General features: G+C 50.4%; 19 protein-coding genes, 1 riboswitch and 1 other annotated feature. Of the genes, 2 read left to right on the forward strand and 17 right to left on the reverse strand.

The window, feature by feature from the left end; translation table 11 throughout:
• The 17 genes from DEALDRAFT_RS07000 to DEALDRAFT_RS07080 form a co-directional block, all read right to left on the reverse strand.
• Entirely contained in the window at positions 1–1,101 is a 1,101-nt protein-coding gene (locus tag DEALDRAFT_RS07000) for a prephenate dehydrogenase (RefSeq protein WP_008516150.1), read from the reverse strand.
• A complete protein-coding gene (gene aroF, locus DEALDRAFT_RS07005) occupies positions 1,101–2,126 on the reverse strand; it encodes a 3-deoxy-7-phosphoheptulonate synthase (protein WP_008516151.1) in 1,026 nt (341 codons plus the stop codon). The genes DEALDRAFT_RS07000 and aroF overlap by 1 nt, the downstream gene beginning before the upstream one ends.
• 172 nt (positions 2,127–2,298) lie before the next feature.
• Positions 2,299–2,545, reverse strand: a binding site (T-box leader).
• A 114-nt stretch (positions 2,546–2,659) separates the two neighbouring features.
• The gene (gene dapG / locus DEALDRAFT_RS07010) at positions 2,660–3,919 is read right to left on the reverse strand and encodes an aspartate kinase (protein ID WP_008516153.1); all 1,260 of its coding nucleotides are present in this window, start codon (positions 3,917–3,919) and stop codon (positions 2,660–2,662) included.
• Positions 3,920–3,930: 11 nt separating this feature from the next.
• Complete coding sequence (locus DEALDRAFT_RS07015; RefSeq protein WP_008516154.1) at positions 3,931–4,968, reverse strand: aspartate-semialdehyde dehydrogenase; 1,038 nt, start codon at positions 4,966–4,968, stop codon at positions 3,931–3,933.
• 371 nt (positions 4,969–5,339) lie between these two features.
• Complete coding sequence (locus tag DEALDRAFT_RS07020) at positions 5,340–6,527, reverse strand: LL-diaminopimelate aminotransferase (protein WP_040378648.1); 1,188 nt, start codon at positions 6,525–6,527, stop codon at positions 5,340–5,342.
• A gap of 1 nt (position 6,528) precedes the next feature.
• The gene (gene dapF, locus DEALDRAFT_RS07025) at positions 6,529–7,401 is read right to left on the reverse strand and encodes a diaminopimelate epimerase (RefSeq protein ID WP_008516156.1); all 873 of its coding nucleotides are present in this window, start codon (positions 7,399–7,401) and stop codon (positions 6,529–6,531) included.
• Between the two features lie 12 nt (positions 7,402–7,413).
• On the reverse strand, positions 7,414–8,754 hold the full coding sequence (gene lysA / locus DEALDRAFT_RS07030) for a diaminopimelate decarboxylase (RefSeq protein WP_008516157.1): 1,341 nt from the start codon (positions 8,752–8,754) through the stop codon (positions 7,414–7,416).
• 138 nt (positions 8,755–8,892) lie between these two features.
• A riboswitch (Lysine riboswitch) is annotated at positions 8,893–9,078 on the reverse strand.
• 229 nt (positions 9,079–9,307) lie between these two features.
• Positions 9,308–9,874 carry a flavodoxin family protein gene (locus tag DEALDRAFT_RS07035; protein WP_008516158.1) on the reverse strand — a complete coding sequence of 189 codons (567 nt, stop codon included), beginning with the start codon at positions 9,872–9,874 and terminating at the stop codon, positions 9,308–9,310.
• A complete protein-coding gene (locus DEALDRAFT_RS07040; RefSeq protein WP_008516159.1) occupies positions 9,868–10,317 on the reverse strand; it encodes a SoxR reducing system RseC family protein in 450 nt (149 codons plus the stop codon). Before DEALDRAFT_RS07040 ends, DEALDRAFT_RS07035 begins: the two co-directional genes overlap by 7 nt.
• A 216-nt stretch (positions 10,318–10,533) precedes the next feature.
• Entirely contained in the window at positions 10,534–11,937 is a 1,404-nt protein-coding gene (locus DEALDRAFT_RS07045; RefSeq protein WP_008516160.1) for a cytochrome c3 family protein, read from the reverse strand.
• A 5-nt stretch (positions 11,938–11,942) separates the two neighbouring features.
• The gene (locus DEALDRAFT_RS07050; RefSeq protein WP_008516161.1) at positions 11,943–12,950 is read right to left on the reverse strand and encodes an NHL repeat-containing protein; all 1,008 of its coding nucleotides are present in this window, start codon (positions 12,948–12,950) and stop codon (positions 11,943–11,945) included.
• 12 nt (positions 12,951–12,962) lie between these two features.
• On the reverse strand, positions 12,963–13,592 hold the full coding sequence (locus DEALDRAFT_RS07055; RefSeq protein ID WP_008516163.1) for a tetratricopeptide repeat protein: 630 nt from the start codon (positions 13,590–13,592) through the stop codon (positions 12,963–12,965).
• Between the two features lie 179 nt (positions 13,593–13,771).
• Positions 13,772–14,425, reverse strand: coding sequence for a hypothetical protein (locus DEALDRAFT_RS07060; RefSeq protein ID WP_008516165.1), 654 nt, complete (start codon positions 14,423–14,425; stop codon positions 13,772–13,774).
• Between the two features lie 190 nt (positions 14,426–14,615).
• Positions 14,616–15,818 carry an FAD-binding protein gene (locus tag DEALDRAFT_RS07065; protein WP_008516167.1) on the reverse strand — a complete coding sequence of 401 codons (1,203 nt, stop codon included), beginning with the start codon at positions 15,816–15,818 and terminating at the stop codon, positions 14,616–14,618.
• A gap of 13 nt (positions 15,819–15,831) precedes the next feature.
• Positions 15,832–16,620, reverse strand: coding sequence for an electron transfer flavoprotein subunit beta/FixA family protein (locus tag DEALDRAFT_RS07070; protein WP_008516168.1), 789 nt, complete (start codon positions 16,618–16,620; stop codon positions 15,832–15,834).
• 212 nt (positions 16,621–16,832) lie between these two features.
• Complete coding sequence (locus DEALDRAFT_RS07075; protein WP_008516170.1) at positions 16,833–17,960, reverse strand: M20 metallopeptidase family protein; 1,128 nt, start codon at positions 17,958–17,960, stop codon at positions 16,833–16,835.
• A gap of 581 nt (positions 17,961–18,541) precedes the next feature.
• Positions 18,542–20,287 (reverse strand): cytochrome c3 family protein, encoded by a 1,746-nt coding sequence (locus DEALDRAFT_RS07080; RefSeq protein WP_040378650.1) that lies wholly within the window; start codon positions 20,285–20,287, stop codon positions 18,542–18,544.
• A 396-nt stretch (positions 20,288–20,683) separates the two neighbouring features.
• Here DEALDRAFT_RS07080 and DEALDRAFT_RS15945 point away from each other — a divergent pair, with 396 nt between their 5' ends.
• Positions 20,684–21,049, forward strand: coding sequence for a helix-turn-helix domain-containing protein (locus DEALDRAFT_RS15945; RefSeq protein ID WP_008516173.1), 366 nt, complete (start codon positions 20,684–20,686; stop codon positions 21,047–21,049).
• Positions 21,050–21,178: 129 nt separating this feature from the next.
• Positions 21,179–21,334, forward strand: coding sequence for a hypothetical protein (locus tag DEALDRAFT_RS16865; protein ID WP_008516177.1), 156 nt, complete (start codon positions 21,179–21,181; stop codon positions 21,332–21,334).
• Positions 21,335–21,818 lie beyond the last annotated feature (484 nt).

A 21,818-nucleotide genomic window follows, 5' to 3' on the forward strand; every position in this document is an offset into this window, starting at 1 on the left:
CTAGCCCTCCTGTAGTTCAGTACGATAGCCGTGCTTTTTCAAAACGCCTTCGGCCAGCCGTAAACTATCCTCTGTAATAAAGCCTAACCGAAGCGGCCCGCCTTCTTCTTCCCGGACCCGCAACAGTTCAATCTCAGCAATATTAATGCCGGCATCACCCAACAGGCCCGCCACTTCACCGATAACACCGGTCTTATCCGGCACATACACAAACAAATTATACACCGTGGGCAGAATCCCTTTGCCGCGGCCGGGCACCTGACGCCTAAAATCCCGGGCCCGCTCAAAGTGCTCCAAAAGGCCTGTGCCGTCACCTGACGCCACCAAATCCCGCACCTCTGTCAGCTCCTTAATGTAGGTATCCATCAAATCTGTAATATGCTCCTGATTTGTCAAACAGATATCCCTCCACATCTGCGGGCTGCCCATGGCCACCCGGGTAGTATCGCGAAAGCCACTGGCTGCCAGAGTCATAATCCGTTCCCGGTCCTCATCATTGGCCGCCACCGTCTCCGCCAGAGCAGAGGCCGCCATATGCGGCAAATGAGACACAGAGGCCACCACCCGGTCGTGCTGCCCTGCGTCCATCTTAACAGGTACCGCACCCAACTTTTCCACCAAAGTGGCAACCCGGTCGCCCTGACTGTCACCGGCACCGTAAGTTAGCACATAAACCGCATTTTCAAACAGGTTTTCATCCAGTGCTTCCACACCGTCTTTTTCCGAACCGGCCATGGGGTGCCCACCTACAAAGGTAACACTCCCCGGCAGTACTTCTGCCGCTTTATCCATCACCATGGCTTTGGTACTGCTCACATCGGTAACCACAGCCCCGCCCTTTAACAGGGATGCCAACTGCGGCAAAAGTTCCAGAACTGCCATCACCGGCGCCGCCAACACCACCAAGTCGGCATGGGCTACTCCCTCTTTTAAGGTAGCGGCGGTCTCTGTCACAGCGCCTAACTCCAATGCTTTATCTGCGCTGGCAGGATCAATGCCCACCACGTCTTTTACCAGGCCGCGCCCCAGCATGGCCCGGCCCAGGGAGCCTCCCACCATGCCCACGCCCACCAGGGCCGCACGCTCAAAGATAAACCCCATTAATCCACCTTCTTCAGCCGCCGCCCCAGCACCCGGGCCACCTTATCCAGATCCTCGGTCAACGCTTCAAATTTCTCCACCGTCAAAGACTGCGCCCCGTCACAGAGAGCTTCCTCAGGCCGGGGATGGACTTCCACCATCAACCCGTCGGCACCGGCGGCCACCGCCGCCCGGCTCATGGACGGTACCCAGCGCCAGTTGCCCGTACCGTGACTGGGATCCACAATCACCGGCAGATGGGTTAAATGCTTTACCACCGGAATAGCACTTAAATCCAAAGTATTTCTGGTAGCCGTCTCAAAGGTACGGATACCCCGCTCACATAAAATCACTTTACGGTTCCCGCCGGAAGCAATATATTCCGCCGCCATCAGCCACTCTTCAATGGTGGCCGACAAGCCCCGCTTAAGCAATATGGGCTTATCCAGCTTACCCAACTCCCGCAGCATGTAGAAATTCTGCATATTGCGGGTTCCCACCTGGATAATATCGGCGTATTCCGCCACCACACCCACGGTGTGCTGATCCATCACTTCCGTGACAATGGGCAGGCCTGTCTTTTCCCGTACCCGGGCCAAGATCTTTAGTCCTTCTTCCTCCAGACCCTGAAAAGAGTACGGCGAGGTCCGCGGCTTAAAGGCTCCACCGCGCAGAATCTGTGCCCCGGCAGCTTTTACGCCCTCCGCCGACTCCAATAGCTGCTCTTCACTCTCCACTGCGCAGGGGCCGGCCATTACCACCACTTCATCGGCACCGATGGTACAGTTGCCCACATTAAAAGAAGTACTCTGCTCCTGAAACTCACGGCTCACCAACTTAAAAGGCTTGGTAATGGGCAGCACTTTCTCCACAAAGGGCAGTGCATCCAAGGCCAACTCCCGTACTATCTTCTCATCGCCGATGGCGCCAATAATAGTTTTAAACTCACCCACCGAAAGATGGGTACCCAAACCTGCTTTTACCAAACGGTCCACCACCTGTTGAACCTGATCTTCTTTTACACCTGTTTCCATTACAATAATCATGGTTACATTTCCTCCTCAAATTTACAGACCAAAGCCTGTATTTCCTATTTTTCCAAACCAACCCACTAATTACTCACAACACCTGTACATTTCAGTTTGTTTGGATAATAATAGTCGGCATCCATGTAACCACCACCTAAATTTGCTTTAATAAAAACAAAAAACCGCCCCTGTAAGGGACGGATTCTATCCGCGGTACCACCCAATTTGGCCTAATAAAAGGCCCGCTTAAAAAGGCACGTCCTCTGTCAGGATTATGCCCCTTCCCTTTTAACGGCGGGAACCCGTCGGAGCCTACTAAACTTCGGTCCGCCGCTCAAGGGGGTAATTTCAACACGGCCCGGATACCGGTTCGCAGCTACCACCGGCTCTCTGAGATCCATCTGCCCTGCCTACTGTTTCCCTGTCATCGCGTTATTAAAACAATTCTATCGACTTCACCCGGTCCTGTCAAGCTTTTTTTAGACAGGAGACCCTGCTTAAAAACGCCCGCCTGTTTTTTATCAGGCGGGCGTCAGTATTTTTGTTAGTTATTAGGCCAGTACGCGTTCGTCGTCTCCTGGAGGTGCAGAAAGGCGGAAATGATCGTGCAGGATACACAGCGCCTCGGACAAGTCGCTTTCGGGAATAAGTAGCGAAATGGTAATGTTGGAATCTCCGGTCTGCAGGATACGAATACTCTTTTCGTTTAGGGCTTTAATGACCCGCGCCATTACACCGGGCAGGTTGCGCATACCCAGTCCCACCACAGAAACCTTGGCACAGCCGGAAGTAATCTTATAGTCCACACCCAGCTTCTTTAAGGTGGCTTCTGCCTGCAGTTGTTTTTCTTCTTCAATGGTAAAGTTCTTGCGTTCCGGGAAAATGGAAATCATATCAATGGAGATATCAGACTCCGCCAGCCGGTCAAACATGGCCAATTCCAGATCCGCATCGTCGGCACCCATATCCACCGTCACCTGAGCCAGGCCCGGAGTATGGGCAATCCCGGTAATAACATGGGAGTCACGCTGGCCAAAGCGGCCTTCCCCCATATAATTGCTTTCGCTGCCGATCATGGTGCCGTCGCCGCTCTCAGACAGGTGCTTTACCACCAAAGCCACGTTATGATGCATCGCCACTTCCACCGCCCGGGGGTGAATGACCTTGGCCCCTTCATAAGCCAGCTGACACACTTCATTGTAGGTGATGTTATCAATGATGCGAGCATCGGAGACCAGCTTGGGGTCCGCCGTCATAATACCGCACACATCGGTGTAGATCTCAACCCGGTCGGCACCCAGGCCGGCGCCCAGAATCACCGCACTGGTGTCGCTTCCACCGCGGCCTAAAGTGTTTAGCTCGCCTTCATGGCTCATGCCCTGGAAACCGGTTACCACCACAACTTCATCGTTTCGCAGATGAGCCTGCAAACGCTCCGGATTAAATTCGATCACCTGAGCATTGCCGTAGTTACCGTCGGTAACCATCCCCGCCTGACCACCGGTCAGCGCCAAAGAGGGAATATCGTTGGCACACAGGGTAGAGGACATCACCACAGAAGAAATAATCTCCCCGCAACCCATAATCAAATCCATATCCCTCAGCGACTGCTCCCCGCAGCCGCAGTTAGAAACCATTAAATCCTTAAGCGTATCGGTGGCATAGGGATCACCGGAGCGACCCATGGCCGAAACCACCACCACCGGCTTATAACCTTCAGCCCGGGCTTCTTGAACTCTTTTTACCACTTCTTCACGCAGAGCAGGATTGGCAACAGATGTGCCGCCAAACTTCTGTACAACTATCTTCACGTCGGTACCTCCTATAACAGGCCGCGCGCGATTAGTTCCTCTGCAATCTGAATGGAATTAGTCGCCGCGCCCTTGCGGATATTATCAGCCACCACCCAAATGTTCAAGCCATTTTCCACGGAACGGTCTACACGAATACGGCCTACAAAAACCTCATCGCGTCCATCCTGTGGAACAGGCATGGGGTAGCTCAACTCTTCTGGATTATCCATCACCACAACACCGGGAGCTTCGCTCAATACTTTACGGGCCTCATCGGGGCTAAGAGCTTTTTCCAGCTCCACATTAACCGACTCGGAGTGGCCGTTTACCACCGGCACCCGTACCGTGGTGGAGGTGATCTTTAATTCAGGCAGACTCATAATCTTCTTGGTCTCCTGCATAATCTTTCTTTCTTCTTTGGTGTAGCCGTCTTCCACAAACACATCCAGCTGCGGCACCACGTTAAACGCAATCTGATGCCCCACCTTGGCACCCCCATGGGGAATACGCTCCTTGGGGAAATCGGTCTTGCCGTCCAAAATGGCCTGTGACTGGTTCTCCAGCTCATCCACCGCTTCTTTACCGGCACCGGACACAGCCTGGTAAGTGGAGACCACCACCCGCTTTAAGCCCGCAGCCTTTTGCAGCGGCTGCAGAGCCACCACCAGCTGAATGGTGGAACAGTTAGGATTGGAAATCAACCCTTTGTGTCCTTCCACCGCTTCCGGGTTCACCTCCGGCACCACCAGCGGCACCCCTTCGTCCATGCGAAACGCGTTGCTGTTATCCACAACCACACATCCGCGGCGAACCGCCTCGGGGCCCAGTTCTTTACTGATGTCCCCGCCGGCACTGAAAAACGCCACATCCACGCCTTCAAATGCCTCCGGCTTTGCCTCTTCAATTTTGTAGCTTTGTCCGTTAACCTCCACAGTGAGTCCGGCAGAACGACTGGACGCCAAAAGTTTCAGATTGCCCACCGGAAAATTCCGCTCCTGCAGAACCTGAACCAATGACTGCCCAACCATTCCCGTGGCCCCTACAATGGCCACATTGAGCTTCTTCACTCAAATTCCTCCCTTAAATCAATTTTTTATATCTAAGTATAGCATAACGCTGAAAAACAAACCCCGTGCAAATATTCCCAACAATTGAACCACGGAAACGGATTGTCAAGCCCCCTTGAAAAAGAACCCGCCTCAGCCTGCACAATCTTGCACGGTTTGTGCGAAAAAAGGTCCGTCCCCGTTTCGTGCGTTTTGCACAATCTTGCATGGTTTGTGCGAAAAAAGGACCGTCCCTGTTTCGCACTCTTTCATCCCGGCCCGCCGGCCGTTCAGAAGCAAGCAGGTCGCGAAGCAAGGGGTTCCGGCACCGCAGGCGTATTACTAATACGTTGAGGATGCCGGGTTCCCGCAGCGACAAAGAGATGCGCCGCTTATGGACGGCCGGCAGCGAGTGCATCCTTGATGCGGCGCATGGCTTCTGCCATGCGCTCCGCATCAACGGTAAGCGCGATGCGGAAGTATCCTTCGCCATGTTCGCCAAAGCCGCGGCCCGGGGTGACTACTACGCCGGTTTCTTCCAGGATGTAGCTGACAAACTCGGTGGAGTCGGCAAAGCCTTTTGGCACCGGTGCCCAGACATAGAAGGTGGCTTTGGGTGCGCGCACATCGATACCCATCTCTTTTAAGGCATTAACCACCACATCACGGCGCTCTTGATACATCTTGCTTATCTCGGCCTGAAACTCATCCTTGGCGGGGTTGGTAAAAGCTTCTACCCCGGTATACTGAATGGCTTTAAATGTGCCGGAATCAATGTTTGTTTTGTAGCGGGAGAGCACTTCCACCACTTCGGCGCGACCCACCGCATAGGCCAGGCGCCAGCCGGTCATGTTAAAGGTTTTGGACAGGGAACCAAATTCAATGCCCACTTCCTTGGCACCGGGCGCTTCCAGAAACGACATGGGCTTGTAGCCGTCATAGGCGATTTCGCTGTAAGCCTGGTCGTGGCAGATAATAATGTTATTCTCCTTGGCAAACTGTGCCGCCTGGGCAAAAAACTCCGGAGGAGCCTCCGCTCCGGTGGGGTTGTTGGGGTAATTTAAGAACATTAACTTGGCTTTTTTAGCCACTTCTTTATCCACCGCCGAGAAATCCGGCAGGAAGTTGTTTTCGGCCAATAGCGGCATACGGTACACATCACCGCCGGCAAACATGGTGCCGATGCTGTACACCGGGTAGCCGGGGTCCGGCACCAGGTTTAAATCCCCGGGATTGACAAAGCAGGCGGAGATGTGGGCAATGCCCTCTTTGGAGCCCAGAAGCACACATACCTCTTTTTCCGGGTCCAGTTCCACATTGTGGCGCTCTTTGTAGTACGCCGCCACCGCTTCTTTAAATTCCGTCAACCCTTCATCGGGGGGATAGGTATGGTTGGCGGGCTTTTGCACCTCTTCTATGGCCCGCTTTACGATGTAGTCAGGGGTTGGCTGGTCCGGATCACCGATGCCCAGCTTAATCACATCCACCCCTTTTTCCACCGCCGCCCGGATTTTTTTATCGATCTCCGCAAAAAGATACCTTGGGAGTTTATTTATTCTGTCAGCTGGCTGGATATGCATTTTATGCACGCCCTTTCCTGAGATATTTGTTCTTGAATTGCTCATCGGTGACCAGCTCGCCGCGAAATACTTCGGCAGCCGGTCCGGTCATATACACATGGTTGTCATCCCGCCACTCAATCTCCAGAGACCCGCCGGGCAGATGCAGGGTGGCTTTGCGGTTTAGCTTATCGCTTAACACACCAGCCACCAGCACCGCACAGGCTCCGGAACCACAGGCCAGTGTGGCTCCCGCACCGCGTTCCCAAACCCGAAACGCAGCTTCATCTCTTGAACGGACTTCTACAAATTCCACATTGGTCTTTTTGGGAAAATCGGGGTGGGCCTCAAGGGCCGGACCCCAGGTCTCCAGCGGCACCGCCGCCGTCTCGTCCACAAAAATAACACAATGGGGATTACCCATGGAAACCGCCGTCATGACAAACTTTTCTCCGGAGGCAGTAACTTCTTCGTTTACTGCCTGCCGCCGCTTGCCGGCCACCGGAACCAAATCACTCTCTAAGATAGGCTCGCCCATATCCACTTCCACAGACTGCACAACGCCGTCTGTTACAGCCAGACGCAATACTTTAATTTTATCGTACATCTCCACCGGGATTACAGTTTCACCGGTGTGTCCTTTTTCATACAAATACTTTCCTGCACATCTGAGCAGGTTACCGCAAAGCTCCGCTTCACTGCCGTCGGGATTAAAAATCCTGACGCGAAATGCCGCCTGCTCTGACGGCTGCAAAAGTGCCAATCCATCGGCGCCGATGCCGAAATTACGGTTGCATAGCCCCATTGCCAGCTCCGCATAATTGGTAAGTCCAAGGTCAAAGTCTTCCACAATGACAAAATCGTTTCCCAGACCATGCATCTTCGTAAATCTCATCGGCTCTACCTCCTAATTGGCAGCTTTCTTAGCTGCCGGTGCCTGCATCCGGGCCGGAATTATGTCGTTTTGCACCAAATCGTCATACGATTCACGCGCCACAACCAAATCCGCCTGGCCGTCTTTTACAAACACCACCGGAGGTCTGGGGAACCGGTTATAGTTATTAGCCATGGAATAATGGTACGCCCCGGTGGAAAGCACCGCCATCAAATCGCCGCGCTGCAGTTTGGGCAGTTCAATATCCCAGATTAACATATCTCCCGATTCACAGGCCTTACCGGCGATGGAGACCTTTTCTTCCGCCTGGTCATTCATCCGGTTAGCCACAACCGCTTCATATTTTGCTTCATACATGGCAGGACGCAGGTTATCCATCATGCCGCCGTCCACCGCCACATACTTGCGCACACCGGGGATCTCCTTAACGCTGCCCACGGTGTAGAGGGTAATTCCCGCCTCCCCGATAATGGAGCGGCCCGGCTCCACCAACAGCTTTGGCAGTGGATAGTTATGCTCTGCACACTTATCCTTTACCGTCTTGGCAATCAACTCCACAAAGCCGGAGAGGGAATAAGGCGAATCTTCTCTGGTATAGCGGATACCAAACCCACCGCCTAAATCCAGCTCGCCAATCACGGTGCCGGTCTTCTTCTTAATCTCCTGCATAAAGTCCACCATCACTGCTGCGGCCATCTGGAAAGGCTTTAAGTCAAAAATCTGGGAGCCGATATGGCAGTGCAGGCCCTTTAGCTCCACATGCTTCATCTTAGCCGCCATTTTCACCGCCGTCATGGCTTCACCGTCGGCCAGACCCATACCGAATTTGGAGTCCACCTGCCCGGTCTGAATGTAGTGGTGAGTATGGGCTTCAACTCCGGGTTTGATGCGCAGGTACAGCCCGGCAACTTTTCCGGCCTCACCCGCCAGAGCATTTAATAACTCCAGCTCCGAGTAGCTGTCCACCACAAACCGGCCCACACCGTTTTCCAGCGCCATCTCAATTTCTTCCGGCGTCTTATTGTTGCCATGGTACAGCATCTTCTCCGCCGGGAAACCGGCTGCAAGCGCAGTATGAATCTCGCCGCCGGAAACCACATCCAGCGCCAGTCCTTCGTCATCCACCAGGCGGCACATGGCTTTGGTTAAAAAGGCCTTGCCGGCATAAGCTACCTGGCTGTTCGGATAGTGCTCCTTAAATGTGTCACGGTATTCAGCACAGTTCTTGCGGATCTGCTCTTCATCCATGACATACAGAGGAGTGCCGAATTCTTTTGCCAAATCGAGCGTATCACAGCCGCCCACCTCTAAGTGGCCTTTGCTGTTGACACGCATGGTGCCCGTCAAAAACATCTTCATTCCTCCCTTTTGTTCTCAGGCTTTACCGGAAAAACTTTTCTATACGTTGTTCTTAGCTTTCCCGCACAAAATAGAAATGCCGACAGGTTTGCTGTCGGCGACTAAGCCTGGACGCATACCCCAACACCCTTGTTGTGAGATAGTTCTCCACCGCATGTCAGGGTACATACGGTGACAGTCCGGCAGTTATTCACTGACGGCCCAGCTCAATGCCCTGAGGAAGGCACCGGCTTCGGCGGTGTCCCCTTTCTTACCTGATCATCAATCTCCCCGATTTCCCAGATAATACTCTTGGATCCCCGCGCCTCTACCCCACCCACGTTGGTGAGGTATGTGATTAAGTTTGCAAAGATTTTACCATAGACTGCCGAATCTGTCAAATGAGCCTGTCCCGGCCAAACACATAAGAAATGCACGTTTTTTCAGTTCCCTCAGCGCGTGCATTTCAATACTGGTTTCCTTAGCAGCTTCGCAAATTGCGAAGCGTTATAATTTCAAACCAGTGAAAGAAACCGGCGAATCCATGGGGAATTCTGCCGGTCTCCAATCATTTTTTTGCTGCTTGTGCCCCTAAAGCTCGGGCTTGATGTAAATATTCAGGTGAGTCCTTTACCACGCCTTTTTCATCCATGCCGCGCACCAACAGACTCCCTGCCAGATCAAAGCCCGCCGCATCATAATAATACTTTACCGTCAGTTCGGCACCGTCAAATAACTTAGCGCCTTTTGTTGCGCCCACACCGATAAAGTATCCGTTCTTCTTGGCGGTATAGCGCTCATCCTTTAAGACATACTTTCTGGCCCACAGAGCCTGGCCCCTGTCAATGGCACCTTTAGCCCAGGCAGATACCGCATAAAAGTAGATGGGTGAGGCAAAGATCAAAGCATCTGCAGCACCGATTTTATCATACAAAGCCTGCATATCATCATCAAAAACACAATCCCCGCTTTCTTCACAAGCACCGCAGGAAATACAGGGGGTAAAATCAAGCTCGCTGAGCATCACTTTCTCCACAGCAGCCCCTGCTTCTTTGGCACCTGCCAGGGCTTCATCCAGCAAAGTTTCCGAATTGCCGCCCCTCCTCGGACTCCCCGCAAAACCCAGAACTAACATTGTTCATCCTTAGGTCCCGCATCGGGCTCCTCAATAATCTCGATTACCGAGGCGGGCTTTTCACCTGCTGCCATCTTCTTATCGTAGCCGCGCACCACCAGATAGGAACCCACCAAAAAGATGATCCCCAAAACAATATCAAAGCGCGCCATCACACCGAATTCACCGTCGATGACCTGGCCCAGCCAGATACCCAACAGCAAAAACAGCATGGGTACGATATAAACTACAAAGGAAGCTTTCAGCACATTGCTGGTGTCGGTGGCCACCTTAACAGTCTGTCCCACCACCGCATTAACCACATTCTGTGCTTCAATGTAATTGTCGCCACGCCCGCTGACAGCCACACCACAGCCTCCGCATTTACTGCAGGTTTCATGGCGGCGCACTGCCACAATCGCTATATCATCTTTAACATCTACAACGGTTCCTACTTGTTCCATAATCTGCACCTCCCTATATGTAGTATTCCCAGACTATACCTTCTATGTTCATTATACAGACCACAGCAAATATTGCCAACAAGTACAACTAAAAAGCACAGTAGTTTAACGTTTCGTTAACAGAATAGCCATAAATAAGGCGCTTTTTATACCGCATACCTTGCTATAATTATTATACCCAGCAAAAAAAGCGGTTCGCTGAACCGCTTTTTCCTTTTACCACTGTGCTCCGGGAGTATTACCCCAAACCTGATCCAAATGGCATTCCAGGCATATCCCCATGCCTTCACGCCGTTTAAGCATGGAGCTGTAGGTCACTTCTGTTCCGTCATCCAGCCTGTCGTAGATCCGGTTGCCGTCAGCGTCATATTTGTAGCGGTCACGTTCGGCAAGACGTGGATCCTCCGCCAACTCCGGTGATGCCTGATCAGCATTGTGCAGCGCCGCACCATGGGCCACATGGCATGTTCCACACGTCATGTACTGCCGATTATTACGGTGCTCCAACGGCAAGGTGGTCTTTGGCGTTCCAATCCAATTGGTGATATCTATGCCGGTGGGATGACGGTAATAATCTCCTGCCTTTTGAATTCCCTCATACATGGTATGTTCTGTGTAACCCATGGGATTGTTTCTTGACCCGTAATCATATTCTGCATGGCACTGCCCGCAAAACTGGTTCATACCGTCCACATAAAGCACCCTGTATTCACCGCCGCGCACATAAGAATAGGCGTTAACCTCCGGGGCGCCTTCGGGAAACTTAAGCAGTCGGTACCGGCTGCTGGTGTCGGTGACGTGGGCGCTGTGGCAATTGGTACAGGTCAGGTTCATCCGGTCTCCGCCGCTACCCGGTGCATACAATAAGAACTGCTGATTCAGCGGGGTATCGAAAGCATCTTCCAGAAACACATTATGAAACGAAGTGCTGGGATTATCCTCAGTACCCACAAACGGCCCGGCCGGGGCCGCTACCCATCCCCCAGGAACCCGCGCTACCCCCCGGATCACATCATAGGAACTGGCGGAACCATCATGGCATTCAATGCACATCTCCTGCATAATCTTCCGACTCAAAAGCATGGGGTGCTCCGCATAGTGGGTCCGGTGGCATCCGCTGCAGGTATCGGAATTCTTCTGGTAGTTGGTATGGGCATTGGGAATGGGTGGATAAATCCGCGCTTGCTGGTACGGAGCAGAGCTCCCCACCTCAATAATATAATTTATGTAATTATTCAACTGCGCGTTGTTAGCTGTATGGCTTGCCGGATAACGGTAGTAGCCAATATAATTCTTTTCATATTCCCTGGCATTACCGGGCGTTACCCGCGCACCTCTGCCCAGATTTGTTCTGGAAATTCCGGTTTCACTGGTATTCACATTAACCTGATACACACTGTGCCTTGACTGTGACTGCGTATTCCCCGGCTCCTCCCAATAAATTACCACAAAAGATTTCCCGCTATCAGCGGTAACTGTTTGGGTAGGCGTCAGACGTAGCGTCCTCTCAATCATAACCTCCAAACGGGGAGGTGCGCTGCCGCTAGCTCCGGTTACAAAACCTATACTAAGAGCAACAACAACAATAAGGATGAAGGAAATTTTAATTAACCGATTCAATAAAATCACCTCCCGGAAGTAAGCGTGGGATAGCCAAACACACTGATCCTGCCTAACGCCCGCTCTGTAACATAAATGTTTCCGTTATCATCAAAATCCAGGCCATAGGGGAAATATAATTCCCCTTCTCCAATACCAAGGCCGCCAAAGGATGTCATTAACTGCTCCCCGTTAAACACAAATACCCGGTGACTAAAAGTATCAGTTATCCAAATATAACCGTTTCTGTCCACAGCTACATTACCAGGTCTGCTTAACTGTTCGTTGTCGGCACTCCCCCCGTAAATGACATAGAGCACTTCCGTTCCGTCGGGGTTAAAAACCTGGACCCGGGCATTATTGCCATCGGCCACATAAATGTTTTTATCAGCATCCAACGCTATTCCCCCGGGGTAGGCAAAGCTGCCTTCAGCCTCTCCGGTGCCGCCGAATTCAAAAAGCACTTCTCCGTCCCGGGTAGCGACAATTACCCGGTGTTCCGCAATATCAGTAATATATAAGTTCCCTGTATCCGGATCCGCTGTAATCCCTGTGGGCCTAAACAGCCCCAAATCCTCGTCACCGCTGGCCAGAATCGTGCCCATATGGGAGCCGCCAAAATTAAAGCGCTGCACCATTCCGGCAATATGATCGGTTACAAAAACAGCTCCGTTGTGCGCCACCAAATCAAACGGCGCCTCTAAATGTTCCTGGCCAAAATCATTGACTGCCCTGCCGTTTTTATCAAAGACACGAACTCGACGGTTACGGTTATCAGCCACATACACATTGTCAAAGGGGTCGGAAGAAACCCCCCGCGGCGTATCCAGGCCGGCCGAATCAAAGTGAAACAGAAAATCCGGAGTCAGCATCCGGTCCGGCAAAAGAGGTACATTCCACAGCAGTGGATTCTTTGTCAAAAACAAATACAAAAAGAGTAGTACCAAAGCAATTAACAACCCGAGGACAATCTGAATATACTTGTGCTTTTTGGGGTTCGACTTATTTTCCACAGGAATTTCTGCTTGCGTCATTTTTATCCCCCTCTACCGCTTCTGCTCTACTCTCCGTATTTCCCTGTTTAACTGGTCTACCAGTTCGGGGGAAAAGCGACCGGCATCTTCCAGCAATTCAATGGCCTCGTCTAGCATACCCTCGGCCTCATAAGCACCGGCCAGGCTGATTAACACATCGGAGGTATTAGGCATCCTTTCACGAGCCATCAGGTAATAATCTATAGCACTTTCATAATCGTTTTTGGCCATGGCCACATCACCCAGCGCATAATACAACTGGTCAGGATACCGGGCCAGGGACACAGCCTGTCGCAAATATTTCTCAGCCTCCTCATATTCCTCCAGGCCCATCTTAGATAACCCAAGGTAATAAGTAGCCTCACTGTTTTCCTCATCCATCTGCAAAGCATCTTTGAACAACTCCGCCGCCAAAGCATATTCTTTCCGGTAGTAGTACGCCTTGCCCAACACAATCTTGGCATCCCAGTTATAGGGATTGGCCTCCACCGTCTGCCTGGCCAGCTCAAACTCATAATCAGAACGCTCCATTCGTTCCACTGCAAACAAATCATCGTGAAAATAAACCGCCACATAAGCAGCTCCCAGCAGAATCACCAACACCGCCACCAAATACGTTGTTGCCGAACCTTTCTCACTCATTATACGTTACGCTCCTGATGTGAAATTAAGAACAACTACTCAATTTAAAAAAATAGTACATTTGTACTAATCCATATATTCGACGCACCGCTAAATAATTCCTCTACGGCCAGTCGCAAACAAGACATATTTTAGTAACAATTTATCCTCAATTAAAAAACAGGGCTTTATCAGCCCTGTCAGCCGCTTCTTTTCAAATCCGCCACCCTCGGCACAAAAAACCCCCGCAGTTTCTTTTGAAACTTCAACATATACTCATTCATCAAGCCCTCAATATCTTCTTCCACCTGTTCCAAAAGATCCATGGATACACTCTTATCACTAAGCGCCATATCAATCTTCAAATAGATATTAAGTAAATCCTTCTTTATCTCCCGAAACTCCTCTCTCATCTCCTTAGGATAGCGCACATCATACTCCACCAGTTCATACCCGTTTTCCTTCACCTTGTGGACCAGCTTCAACAATTCCATCCTGGCCCGGGCATCAAACTGAATATCCGTCTCCCTCAAAGCCTCCAGCTCTCCCGAGATCAAAACCAATGAGCGAATGGTCTTCCTTGAAGAAATTATCAAATCCCTTACCAGCTGCCGGTAGGACAAATAAACAGAAACCGAGACCCCCACCAAAACACCGGAAAATACAGAGATTAAAATATTGCCCACCTGCCGGGAAAAAAAGGCCACAAACAGCGGAATATCAAAAAACAAAACCGCCGCCGTAAACATAGCCCCCAGCACAAAGGAAACCAGCACCACCGGCAGCCTGTCCATCGTTTTATAAAAAATAATTATCACAATTTCAAAGATAAACTCTGTCATTCTTCTTAACATGGCCACATCTCCCTAAAAACCTGATCATTAATAGTTTTCTGCATTACCCTGCTAAAAATTCCCGCCTTAATTAACAGTGCAAACTAAACCACAAGATATAGGAAGATGTGAGACAACGAGAACCGTCCCGGGAGTCTCAGCTAAAAAAAGCCTGCCGACAGAATCGGCAGGCTTAGCTGTTGTATGCTAATTAGTTAGCTTCTTTTAATTCCTGGAACTTCTTGGTCAAGATGGGTACAACCTTGTGCAGGTCGCCTACGATACCGTAAGTGGCCACCTTGAAGATGGGCGCTTCCGGATCTTTGTTGATGGCGATGATTACATCAGAGGTCTGCATACCGGCCAAGTGCTGGATAGCACCGGAGATACCGCAAGCTACATAGATCTTGGGAGCAACGGTTTTACCGGTCTGGCCTACCTGACGGTAGTGAGGTACCCAACCGGCATCAACGGCGGCACGGGAAGCACCGGCAGCTCCGTTTAGGGCGTTGGCCAGCTCTTCAATCAGATGGTAGTTCTCGGGACCACCGATACCACGGCCACCGGATACGATAATATCGGCTTCGGCCAGGTTCAGGGTCTTAACAGCATGCTCCACGATTTCCTGAATCTTGGTGGAGATGTCTTCTTCTTTAACATCAGATTGTACACGTACAATCTCACCGGTCTTGTTGTAGTCCGGCTCGGCTTTCTTCATAACCTTGGGACGAACTGTTGCCATCTGCGGGCGATGCTGCGGGCAGATGATGGTGGCCATAATGTTACCACCGAAGGCAGGACGGGTCTGCCACAGTTCGCGGGTTTCGGGGTCAATGCTCAGCTCGGTGCAGTCGGCAGTCAGACCGGCATGAACGCGTACCGCAATACGGGCAGCGAAGTCACGACCGTTGTTGGTAGCACCAAAGAGCACGATTTCCGGCTTGTATTCGTTAATCATATCAACGATAACATCGGTGTAGGGATCGGTACGATAGTCCTTAAATACCGGGCCATCCACCAGATATACCTTATCGGCACCGTAAGCAAAGACATCTTTAGCCAGATCTTCCACGTCTTCACCCAGTACAACACCGGCCAACTCCACACCAAGCTCGTCGGCCAGCTTACGGCCTTCACTTACCAATTCCAGAGCAACACCGGCAATATGCTTATCGCGCTGCTCGATAAATACCCAAACGCCTCTGTAGTCTTTAATATCTACATCAACCTTGACTTCTGTTTCTTCCACTTCAATGGCATCGCTGGGGCAGGCATCTGCACAAGCACCGCAACCGGTACACTTGTCGGTCAGAACCGCCACATCATCTTTCATCTCAACGGCGCCAGGAAACGGACACGCATCTATACAGGCTTCACAGCCAATACATTCATCTACAATAATTTTTACACCCATTTCAAGTCACCCCCTATATAACTTTCTTATCCAATAATTTTTCAACTAACAAAGTGCATACTTGGTTCTCATCGTCACCCTCGATCATTTCGCCCTGGCTCTTGCGCTCCGGAGCAAAAATCCGCTTAACACGGGTGGGGGAACCGTTCATGCCCAGCTTATCTTCATCAGCTTCGATTTCAGCAGCACCCCAGGTGGGTACTTCTTTCTTATGAGCTTTCATGGTGCCCATCATGGTGGGGAAGCGCGGCTCGTTAATGGATTTCTCCACAGCAATCATAGCCGGCAGACCCACGGTCAGCACTTCATAACCGCCTTCGATGGCCCGCTCTACTACCAGACCGTCATCGTTGGTTTCACGGATCTTCTGTACATAAGTTACCTGCGGCAGACCGATATGCTCGGCAATCCCCGGGCCAACCTGGGCAGTGTCACCGTCGATGGCCTGCTTACCGCAAAGAATTAAGTCATAGTTGCCAATCTTTTCAATGGCCATGGCCAAAGTGTAAGAAGTGGCCCAGGTGTCGGAGCTGGCAAAGGCACGGTCGCTGAGCAGTACAGCTTCGTCAGCACCCATGGCCAGACACTCCCTTAAAGCATCCACAGCTTGCGGCGGGCCCATGGTAATTACAGTTACCTTACCGCCTTTTTCATCTCTTAGCTGCAGAGCAGCCTCCACCGCGTTCTTATCGAACGGGTTCACAATACTTGGTACCCCTTCACGCATAAGCGTACCTTTTTCAGGGTCAATTTTGACCTCTGTGGTGTCCGGTACCTGTTTGATACAGACAATAATCTCCATTCTCCAAACCCTCCCTGTTTTATTCTCTAATTAAAATAACCTATATTGGTTATAAGATATAAAACTATAGTTCGACAGTTTTTAGAATATTCCTTCTTGTCATATTATTTTTTAGAATTTTTATTTATACCTGTAAAATATTTACCCTATTAATTATATCTTATAACAAACATATGGTTAATGCTATAGAAAAATTCCGACAGGCGGAATTTTTACAGCCTCCCCAAAGCAACCTTGGTAATTTCCCTTAACAATTCCGCTCCCACAGACAAAACCTCTTCATTAAAGTCAAAGCACGGATGATGCAAAGGATAAGAATGCTGCTCATCACCGGTACCCAAAAACAAAAACGCTCCCGGCACCCGCTCCAACACATAAGCAAAATCTTCTCCACCCATCAGAGGCTTCTCCATCCGCACAATCTTATCTCCCACAACTTTCCCTGCCGCTTCCGTCACCACATCCAAACCACTGTTCCAATTCTTTAAAACCGGATACCCAAGCCTATACTCTGTCTCACACTCCGCACCAAACCCATCGCAGATACCTTTAGCGGTCCGTTCAATCCAACCCGGAAGCTTTCCCTGCAGTTCCGTACTCAAAGTACGCACAGTACCTTCCAGAATAACTTCATCGGCAATAACATTGGCCGCAGTACCACCACGAACCTTACCCACGGTAACCACCAAAGGCTCCAACGGGTTAGCCATCCGACTGGCCAAAGCCTGCAATCCGGTAACCACATGGGAGGCCACCAACACCGCATCCACCGCTTCATGGGGCATGGCACCATGTCCACCCCGGCCCCGCACAGTCACTTTAAAGTTATCCGCCGCCGCCATAACAATATTCTCTTTTATACCCACAGCACCAAAGGGCAGCCACGGCGCCACATGCATGGCAAAGGCCATATCCACCCCATCCAGGACACCGCTTTCAATCATACCCAAAGCACCACCGGGGGGACACTCCTCCGCCGGCTGAAACATGTACCGTACTCTTCCACCCAACTCTTCTTCCTTCATTAATAAAGAGCTGCCGTAAACCATGGACATATGCGCATCATGCCCGCAGGCATGACAGCAATCCTCATGGACAGATTTATAGGCCACATCCTTACCGTCTCTGACAGGCAGTGCATCCATATCCGCACGCAGCAGTATGCAATTCTTCCCTTCTCCCGACTCAGTCACAATACCGCCGGCCCGCTCCACAGGCACAAGCCCTTCCTGGACCAACAGCTGACTAATCAGGTTCCGGGTCTTATCCAGCGCAAATCCCGTTTCTGCCACAGCATGAAGCCGGCGTCTGGTCTCACTAAGTCTGACGTGTAGATTCATGCGCTGCCTCCTCACAAACAAGCAGCAACCGTCCAGGTTGCTGCTCTTTCTCTGTTAGTATTATAACGCGATTCATTATAGATAGTAAAGCATAATCACCAGATACAAACCGGTATTTTCTGCTATTTGCCAATCTGCCCCCAATCTTTCACTGCCATGAATTCACAGGCCTCTAGGCAAATAACCTGTCTTCTCACTTATAACCCTTTAGTTATTAAGCCAAGAAGCAAAAAAAGTGGCAGGCCGATGATATCAGGCCTGCCCAGCTTACATCATTCCCCCCATTAAGGAATGAATATTGACTGCAAATATCACGACCTGCACTCGTTAAAGTCAAATCAAGTCCCTGTGCTTTCAAGTACTTCCACTCTTCTTCCACGGCTTAACCCCCATTTGGTCAAAAAACAAAATACCTGTTCCCGGTGTGTGGACTTTGCCTCTCCGTTACCGCCGACGGCGCTTTCACTTAGACAGTCACCGGCTTACCTGCCGGAAAAGCGACGCCGCCTGCGGTAAGGGAGAGTGAGGTGCCCCGTAGGGGACACCTCACAGGGTTTGTTGCTATGCTTAATTTTAACTAGTTAGCGGGGGTTCCAGCCACGAATGTCTTCGAAGGTATCGTCATAGTCACCAATATCGTTCCAGAAATAGTCGGTGTTCACGAAGACATCATTTCTTTGGCCGCTATGACAGGCCCAGCAAACAGCCATGTTGGTATGGCGCTTCAGGGCGGAGCTGGTGTTGATGTCCATGTTGTCCTCGACGTACTCTTCGAAAGTCTTACCATTGAGCTCATATTCAGTGCCTGCTGCGCCGATAACTCTTTCGTCGGCAGTGCTCATGATCAGAGTGTCAGAACCGTGGACGAAGTGGCAGGAAACGCACATCATGTTGCCATTAACGTCAAGAATGTCCATGTTGTCGTAACCGCCGCGATAGGTGGTGTGACGGTGAGCATCGGAGTAGATACCGGTCAGTGTCATTGCACGGCCTTGTACCCATCTGTCACGCTCTGCCTGCCACGCTACGTCAGTATTATAGCCGATAGCGGCGTTTGTAAGCTCCATCTCGTAGTCGGTATGGCAGGCTGCGCAGAAGAAGTTATACTCCAAACCGGTCTTGTAGCGACCGTCTTCGTCTGTACCTTCAACTACCAGAACCAGTCCTACGTCGACAGTTACAGTTGATATATCACCATCATAAATAGCTGGGTCGATGGTGCCGGCTCCAAAATCAATGTATCCGGCTACTTCAGCAGGCGTAAGCCTGTCGCCACGACCATTTCCAATAGATTCTCCGTTGGCATCATAAATCCAAAGGGAATCTATGTCGCGGCGGAAAGTCTCATAGAGCAGAGGAGCGGTTACCATGTAGTCATCTCCCACTTCTTCAAAACCATAAGCCGGAGTAATTTCGGGATCTCTCAGCCACAGGTTACCGTTTTCATCAATCTCCAGTCCCTCAAACCAGAAACCGCCTTGCTCAGGTGTACGGTTGGAAATGTTGTTGGTGTTCCAGTGCAACAGACGGAAGCTGTAGGAACCGTGAGCAGCGTGGCAGCTGGTGCAGCTAAAGTCTGCGCTCCAGTCACCGACATCTTCCTCGTTACCAAACTTGTCAACGCCTACACGGTTACCGCCGGGGGCGGCAGCGTTGGCCACATCACCGGTTGCCAGGTGAACGGAGCCGTTCATGGCGGGGTCAACACCGAAAGTACCGGATGTTGTCCAGGTGCCGCCAAGCTGTTTACCCTCCTCATCGAAAGGAATTGCAGAAGAAGGTTTGAATACATTCAAGAAAGCGATACCCGAGCCGTCGTGACAGGCGGCACAGGTAGCGTAGTTGTTGGCCCTAAAGAGCAGGTTGGCGCCCTGGGCGGTGTGAGTCATGTGGCAAGAAGCGCAAGAGTTGGTGTTTGTGGAAAAGCGTGTGTGGACAGCCTGGCCCGAAATGTTGCGGCGGAAGTTGTTCCACTTGCCGGTCTTTTCGCCGGAGCGGTTGGCGTTAACTACGGGGAACTCATAAGTTTCGCCATTCTGATCCACATATTCGTAGACAAAAGCTTCTTCGTCAAGCAGGCGGGGATCCAGCATATTCTGGCCATCCCATACGCCTTGGCTAAGACCATCTCCGTCTTGATTATAGTACGGCGATGTATCCTGGCTGCGGGTATATCTGGTTACAGGTTCACCATCTGGACCTTCATCATATCCGTCGTACTGCCCGCCGAAGCCTTCCAGGGAGTCGGTGGGAGCTGCCATTGCATAGCCGGCAAATACCAGCATGGCAACCATGGTCAAAACCATAATTAAACTGAACTTTTTCATAAACCTTCCTCCTTTAATAGGGGTTGACTTTGTGATCTCGCATATACGCATTGCATGCACCTCCTTTCTCGCGCAGGTTATGGAGATATAGCAGCGGTTTCCCGCGTTGCTACCAATAGAGGTTAACGAAACAGTCAACATTACTGTATCTGTAAACGGCCACATAGGCACCGATGGATTCGGTGAAGAGAATGCGAACTGTACTGGTGCAAGACCCTCTTCAGCATGTGACCGCCTGCTGTTTGCTAATTCAGCAACCCAACCTCATTATATGTTGCCATTTCAGCAAAGTCAATACGAATTTGTACAAATTAGCAAAGCTAACTATTTTTTATCTTTTTTTAGTTATCAAAACGTGATATTATCATGAGAGTACCCACAAAGGGAGGCATTTTCATGGGCGTTATAACAGGGCAAAGAATTAAATTACTTCGTGAAGAACATGGCTATACTCAACGTGACTTTGCAAAAGTCATAGGCATAAATAATAGCGTCCTGTCAAGAATTGAAGCAGGAATAAGGCCGGTGGAAGATGAGCTTCTTTCTAAGTTCGCCAGTTTTTTTCATTGCACAGCCGACTACCTACTCGGCAGATCGGATTTCCGGCGTGGCCGCCTGGTAACAGATACCGAACTAAAAGAGTTCCTGCCCCCCGAAGTGGTAAACAAAAACAAAATAGAAATGTGGGTTGACGAAGCGGAGCTAAAGCCCGAAACAAAAAAAGAGATAACCGAGCTGCTAAAAAAGCACGGTTATCTATAAAAAAGATAGGACAATTGCCCTATCTTTTTTTGATTTGTGAAATTTTTCTCTATAGTCGACATTTTCCACTAAAAAGTCCCACCTAATTATGATAACCTTATTACAGACTCGCAGAAGGGGGATGATTCTTTGCTTCTGATGGGCCGGATTAATGGCGTGACGGTATTAGAAAAAGTTTCTATTAAAGGGCATTGCGAATCGGTGGTAGAGTTAGCTAAAAAACGGGAGCTGGAAAACAATGAGGGTAAGGGTAGAGAAAAAAAACGGGAATTGGTACGGAACTGAGGGACGAAAGATGGGATCGTCGTCAAAAGTTATTAAGCCCTAAAAATCTATTAAGGCTTGTGAAGCTGTTCACCATTTCACAGGCCGAAACTTTTTAAGTGGACAAGCTTCTGAGCTTAACAAGGGCTGTACTTTGAACCGTCACACTCTACATTGTAGTCCATATGGCTAAAAGGATTATTGCCGCCCAAACATGAAGCAGAACACCACCACACTAAAAGGGAATCATAACTTAGAATTTATGAACGGTAGAGTAAAAAAACGCGAACAACAAAAAAAAATCCGATAAAATTATCGGATCCGACTTTATAGAGCGGCGCCTTTCTGGCGGTAAAACAAACTGCCGGCGCCTTACTTAATCTGACGTTTAGATTCATGCACTGTCTACTCACAAACAAGCAGCAACCGTCCAGGTTGCTGCTTGTTCTTAGTATTATAACGCTTTTTGTCAAGCAAAACATAATGATAATTCCCATTTTGGAAC

It is taken from the genome of Dethiobacter alkaliphilus AHT 1, from assembly GCF_000174415.1.
Taxonomy (GTDB): Bacteria; Bacillota; Dethiobacteria; order Dethiobacterales; family Dethiobacteraceae; genus Dethiobacter; species Dethiobacter alkaliphilus.

Excerpts from the sequence above, each read along its gene's own strand:
- DEALDRAFT_RS07040 (WP_008516159.1), bottom strand. The coding sequence starts at position 10,317 with ATGGAACAAGTAGGAACCGTTGTAGATGTTAAAGATGATATAGCGATT.
- lysA (WP_008516157.1), bottom strand. The coding sequence starts at position 8,754 with ATGTTTTTGACGGGCACCATGCGTGTCAACAGCAAAGGCCACTTAGAG.
- DEALDRAFT_RS07060 (WP_008516165.1), bottom strand. The coding sequence starts at position 14,425 with ATGTTAAGAAGAATGACAGAGTTTATCTTTGAAATTGTGATAATTATT.
- DEALDRAFT_RS07075 (WP_008516170.1), bottom strand. The coding sequence starts at position 17,960 with ATGAATCTACACGTCAGACTTAGTGAGACCAGACGCCGGCTTCATGCT.
- DEALDRAFT_RS07055 (WP_008516163.1), bottom strand. The coding sequence starts at position 13,592 with ATGAGTGAGAAAGGTTCGGCAACAACGTATTTGGTGGCGGTGTTGGTG.
- DEALDRAFT_RS07020 (WP_040378648.1), bottom strand. The coding sequence starts at position 6,527 with ATGCATATCCAGCCAGCTGACAGAATAAATAAACTCCCAAGGTATCTT.
- dapF (WP_008516156.1), bottom strand. The coding sequence starts at position 7,401 with ATGAGATTTACGAAGATGCATGGTCTGGGAAACGATTTTGTCATTGTG.
- DEALDRAFT_RS07080 (WP_040378650.1), bottom strand. The coding sequence starts at position 20,287 with ATGAAAAAGTTCAGTTTAATTATGGTTTTGACCATGGTTGCCATGCTG.
- DEALDRAFT_RS07050 (WP_008516161.1), bottom strand. The coding sequence starts at position 12,950 with ATGACGCAAGCAGAAATTCCTGTGGAAAATAAGTCGAACCCCAAAAAG.
- DEALDRAFT_RS07065 (WP_008516167.1), bottom strand. The coding sequence starts at position 15,818 with ATGGGTGTAAAAATTATTGTAGATGAATGTATTGGCTGTGAAGCCTGT.
- DEALDRAFT_RS07000 (WP_008516150.1), bottom strand. The coding sequence starts at position 1,101 with ATGGGGTTTATCTTTGAGCGTGCGGCCCTGGTGGGCGTGGGCATGGTG.
- aroF (WP_008516151.1), bottom strand. The coding sequence starts at position 2,126 with ATGATTATTGTAATGGAAACAGGTGTAAAAGAAGATCAGGTTCAACAG.
- DEALDRAFT_RS15945 (WP_008516173.1), top strand. The coding sequence starts at position 20,684 with ATGGGCGTTATAACAGGGCAAAGAATTAAATTACTTCGTGAAGAACAT.
- DEALDRAFT_RS07070 (WP_008516168.1), bottom strand. The coding sequence starts at position 16,620 with ATGGAGATTATTGTCTGTATCAAACAGGTACCGGACACCACAGAGGTC.
- DEALDRAFT_RS07035 (WP_008516158.1), bottom strand. The coding sequence starts at position 9,874 with ATGTTAGTTCTGGGTTTTGCGGGGAGTCCGAGGAGGGGCGGCAATTCG.